The 4,572-nt window shown below is 41.7% G+C and carries 6 protein-coding genes; 2 read left to right on the top strand and 4 right to left on the bottom strand.

What is annotated here, in order from left to right; genetic code table 11:
• Positions 1-381 precede the first annotated feature (381 nt).
• Together pgsA and HMPREF9193_RS10595 are read right to left on the bottom strand one after the other, a co-directional pair.
• The gene (gene pgsA, locus HMPREF9193_RS10600; RefSeq protein WP_040848278.1) at positions 382-981 is read right to left on the bottom strand and encodes a CDP-diacylglycerol--glycerol-3-phosphate 3-phosphatidyltransferase; all 600 of its coding nucleotides are present in this window, start codon (positions 979-981) and stop codon (positions 382-384) included.
• 80 nt (positions 982-1,061) lie between these two features.
• Positions 1,062-1,883, bottom strand: coding sequence for a cytidylate kinase-like family protein (locus tag HMPREF9193_RS10595; RefSeq protein WP_021688145.1), 822 nt, complete (start codon positions 1,881-1,883; stop codon positions 1,062-1,064).
• 116 nt (positions 1,884-1,999) lie between these two features.
• On the opposite strand from HMPREF9193_RS10595, the gene HMPREF9193_RS10590 reads away from it, so the two are divergent.
• Positions 2,000-2,578, top strand: a complete 579-nt coding sequence (locus HMPREF9193_RS10590) for an NUDIX hydrolase (protein ID WP_021688144.1) — start codon at positions 2,000-2,002, stop codon at positions 2,576-2,578.
• Between the two features lie 13 nt (positions 2,579-2,591).
• Here the strand turns inward: HMPREF9193_RS10590 and HMPREF9193_RS10585 are convergent, their stop codons facing one another.
• Together HMPREF9193_RS10585 and HMPREF9193_RS10580 are read right to left on the bottom strand one after the other, a co-directional pair.
• Positions 2,592-3,428, bottom strand: a complete 837-nt coding sequence (locus HMPREF9193_RS10585; protein WP_021688143.1) for a LysM peptidoglycan-binding domain-containing protein — start codon at positions 3,426-3,428, stop codon at positions 2,592-2,594.
• A complete protein-coding gene (locus HMPREF9193_RS10580; RefSeq protein WP_021688142.1) occupies positions 3,428-4,351 on the bottom strand; it encodes a hypothetical protein in 924 nt (307 codons plus the stop codon). Before HMPREF9193_RS10580 ends, HMPREF9193_RS10585 begins: the two co-directional genes overlap by 1 nt.
• A 41-nt stretch (positions 4,352-4,392) precedes the next feature.
• On the opposite strand from HMPREF9193_RS10580, the gene HMPREF9193_RS11345 reads away from it, so the two are divergent.
• Positions 4,393-4,572: hypothetical protein (locus tag HMPREF9193_RS11345; protein WP_211227783.1), on the top strand; the 180-nt coding region annotated here is incomplete at its 3' end.

The following is a 4,572-nucleotide window of genomic DNA, read 5'->3' as shown; positions in this document are numbered from 1 at the left end:
CCATCTTAAAAAAAAAGACAAAATAAAAAAAAGACGTGTCGCTTCGTTTTCGATATTGTTTACGGGTAAAACAAACAACGGCTTGCCGTTTGCTTACACCCGATAACCTTACCTTGCGTTCTTTCTTTCCTTCCCTGTTTATTTCAAATTACTCTGAGCCGTTTTAAAGCTTTTTGCTTTTTTTACAGCTGCACTGTCTTTAAAATTACGCTTTTATTCTTAATATAAAAGAAGCTTAATTTTACGGGAAACGCTGTGTAAGCGCACCGTCCGCCCGTAAGGGCGAGTGGGATGACTATAGCATATTACTTTATTTTATGTCAAGCACTTTATCGCTCTTTTTCATAAATTTATCGATTTTTTTTCGTTTTTTTCTTTTTTTTATTTTGCCGTTTTTTCGGTATTTTTTATACCGGCATAAAACGATAATGCATAATTTATAAACGACACATAAGATGCGGCAAGGCACAACACATACAAAACAAAACCGATCCGCATAAAAATATCGGATAAAAACGAATCGTATATACCCAATCTGCGCACACTTTCAAGAACAAGCGAAAACATACCCGCCGCTATATACAGCACGGTTTTTGCCTTGCCGCCCATTTTTGCTCCGATAGTAATGCCGTACCTGAGCGCGTTCAAACGCAAAAAAAGCATACCCAATTCACGGTACACAATAAAAAGCAAAATCCACAACGGCATATAACCGCTGAACGTACAACAAAAAAAAGTCGTTATATGCAAAAACACATCCGCAAAAGGGTCAAACAATTTACCGAAATCGCTCACCGCATGCTGTTTTCTCGCGTAAAACCCGTCTAAAAAGTCGGTAAATTCAACACATATTAAAAGCGGCAGCATAAGGTATGCGGACACACGCAAAAACATTCCCGTTTGCAGCGGTACAAAATAAAGAAGAAAAAAGATGGGTGCAAAAATGATGCGTACCGCGGAAATCGCATCAGCTGTTTTCATAACTGTAAGTATACCAAAAAAAAAGGCAGCTGTAAACAATGCAAGAGGCAGCAAACCATGTTCAAGATTACAATGCGAACTTACGGATAAGATTTAAAATCCTGCACCACGCTGATGCAAGACATTATTTCTTTATCTTTCATAAGCTCGGCTGCAACCTGCACGGCTTTTTCGGCAAGAACGGCGGATTCAGCAACCCCGTGCAACGTTAAAGTGTTGCCATTTATAACGGCACGCAAAAAGTTAATGTTTAATTTGCAATCGAATACCAGCTTGTTTACTACATATTGAGCGCTGAGCATTTCTTTAATTTTTTGCGCACCTTGTTTTTCCGCTTCCGGGCTAATCAGTTTTTTGCACATTTCCGACAACACAACGGCGGCGCTGTGTGCATTAAACAAACCCGTGTTCAGCACCATGTGAAAGTGAACGGGATCTTCGACGGCAAGATTAAAAAAGTTTTTATGAAAGCCCACACGGTTTGTATCACTTTCTTCAATGCGCTGCAAAGCTTGTTTTTCATCCCACCCGAATTCATCCATAAGGCGCTTTACGCGAAGCGAATCTTTAGCTATAAAACGGACAGCTAAAAGGTTGGGAACATCTTCCAATATTACAAAAGAGCCCCGACCGATTAAAATACAGTTGCCCTCCGAAGACGCTTCAAGAACAGCGGTTTGCAAGTAATCCAAATATTCATCGCGGTCTTTTGCCAACGAAGCAAAAAAACCCGGTTTTTTTTCATCGTATTTTTCCATCTTTTCGGCGGGGAAACCCAAATCGACAATTTTGTTTTCAATGGTTTTTCGGTCGACAAATCGGTAGTTTAACATTTTTGCCAATTCGACAGCCACTTCATCTCCGAGAGCCGCAACTTGACGTGAAATTGCAATTACAGCCACTGGACGCCTCCTGTTTTCCTTTTACGCACCCTGATGTTTTTTTATATCGCTTGTGCTATAACTATATATAGAATAAAACGAAACACGGAAGTTGTCAAAGGGGAATTTTGCAAACTATGGATTTGGCATGGAAAACGCTTGCAAAGCGCACGGTGTATACCGCACCTATTTTAACGGTAACTATGCAAAAAGCGCAGCCGCCTGAAAACGCTGCAGGCGGTACAAAAGAATTTGTGGTTATAGATGCAGCCGATTGGGTAATAACCGTTCCTTTACTCAAACGCCGCCAAGCAAAAGATTTATTCGGTATCAACGAAGATTGTTTTTTACTTGTAGAACAATGGCGGCACGGCATCCAAAAACCGAGTTTTGAATTCCCCGGCGGCGTAATAGATAAAGGAGAAAAACCCGAACAGGCGGCTGCGCGGGAACTTGCCGAAGAAACGGGGTTTTGCGCAAACACGCTTATACCGCTCGCTTCGATGAGCCCGAACCCGGCACTTTTTTCAAACACGGTGCATTTTTTTGCAGCGCATGATTTAACGTATCGGCACGCGGAAAACCCCGACGAAGACGAGTTTTTACGCAGCACAGCGGTTCCGTTGCAGCAAATAAACAAAAAAATAGGACAGCCGCCTTACGTCCATGCGCTTATGGCAGCTGCCCTTTGTTTATACAACAACCGTTTTTCTTAAAAACCGTCTGTAATTAATTTTTGGGGCTTTGCGCTCCGTACATACTGTCGCTGATTTCAGTCGACATTTGTGAGTTTTCTCCGGAAGTGTTTTCCATGTTTTCTTCAGCGGACATAGTGTCCCGTTTCGGCATAGCGTCAGCTTTCGGCGATGCTTTTGAATTATACGGATCGTATTTTACTGACGGAGAATACACACCCTCGCGAATTTCTCCGGTTAAGCTCGGTATAAGCATTTTCATTCCCGGATAAATAAGATCGGGGTTAGCCGGATCTTTCATGGAAGATTTATTTGCTTGATACAGATTTTCCCATAAAAGCGGATTATTGTAAATAAACGGCTTACCCGAAATATTCCAATAGCAATCTTTTGAGCGCGCCCACGGCGTTACAATATAATATTGGGGCAAAGCTTTTACTTCTTTAATACCTTCGAGTGCATTGATACATTCTTCGGCATACAGCGTAGCCGTTCCCCAGTTTTTTAATTCGTAAGCCAACAATGCATTGTCGAGCGCTTTTTGGGCAGCACCGAATGCCATAGGATAGTATACATCCGCTTTTAAGTTTTTGGCATACAGCAATTTATTGCGTGCATAAATTATGCGGGTGTTTGCTTCATACTTTGCAAGCATTTCCGCTACGTATTCATCGGACAAATCCGCGTTTTCTTCGGCTAAAGCCGAGTATTCAACTGCGGCATCATATTCGCCCTCGTCAAAAGCTTTTTCCGACTTGGCTTTATATTCGCGTGCAAGTTTTTGATACGGATTATCCATATAGCTTGCTGCAGAAACGGCAACTGCACATACCGCAAGCACAGCCAATACAATCAATATTGTTTTTTTCATTATTCTGCCCCCCGCAGTTTTGCGTCTTCGGAGTCAAGCGCTTCGACTTTTTCGATAGGCACCAAATTGTCCGCTTTTTCGGCAATGGCTTCCGATTCTTCTACACGGCGTTTTGCCCTCGCAATGGCTTCTTCAGCTTCCGCGCGTTTTTTGGATACCCGCGCATACACATCGCTGAGCGCATCATAACATGCAACAAAATTATTGTAGCCGCTTTCGGCATCGCCGGATTTTAAATCCTGATCACCTCTGGTATAAAACGCTATGGCATTTGCATAACCTTCTTTGTCGGCAACCGCCGATTTTATTGCATCAGCCTTTGCTTTAAGCTCAAGAATTTCTTTGCGTTTTTGTTCGGCTAAAATTTTATAACCGGCATTTAAAACCGAGCGGTAGCCGTCGGAAGCAGCTTTGGTTTGCATAAACCAATCTTTTCCTGCAGCTCCGTTTTTAAACATATTCTCGGCTTTGGCTGCCGCATCTTCTGCAGCGTTGTATTCGTCTTGCGCATAACGGGCAAAGCCGAGTTCATTTATTTTCTCTCGTGCACCGTATGCCAAAGCGGCTTGTTCGAGCGCTTTGTACTGATATAAAATATCCGTTGCCGTTTTATTAAAATCTTCCGGTTTGCCGCCGTTGTCGTACGACGAACGGGCTTTACCCGATGCCGTATCTACGGATTTTAATTCATCGGGAAAATATTTTTCAGCCCCCGCTTCCACAGCTTTTACACGGGCTTCCTCTATTTGCCGTATTAAATCTTCATTTGCTTTTTTTAAACTATCCGTTTGTCCCTGCTGTGCCGTTTTAGTTTGAGCAGGCTTTGCCGGCTGCGCTTCATCTTTCGGCGGTGTCTTACAACCGCTCAAAAATAATGCAAACAGGCAGCATAAGCACAAACCCGGCAGTATCCGTTTTTTCATATAATCCTCCTGTTAGAAAATTCCGTTTGTTTATATTATATATGATACACTATTTTTGCAATAAATACAATGTTAATTGTGCGAATTTTATGGATTTTTTTAATAATTTGGTAGATTTAAGCATGCAGCAATATTACGTAACGGAGATTTTATACTCTTTTATTGCAATGTTTTTAAAAAAATTATATACTCACATTTATAAGGAGTTTAAAAATGAAAAA

Source organism: Treponema lecithinolyticum ATCC 700332, from assembly GCA_000468055.1.
Classification (GTDB): Bacteria; Spirochaetota; Spirochaetia; order Treponematales; family Treponemataceae; genus Treponema_C; species Treponema_C lecithinolyticum.
Note: the sequence above shows the minus strand (reverse complement) of the source record. Positions and strands in the feature narration are given on the sequence as shown.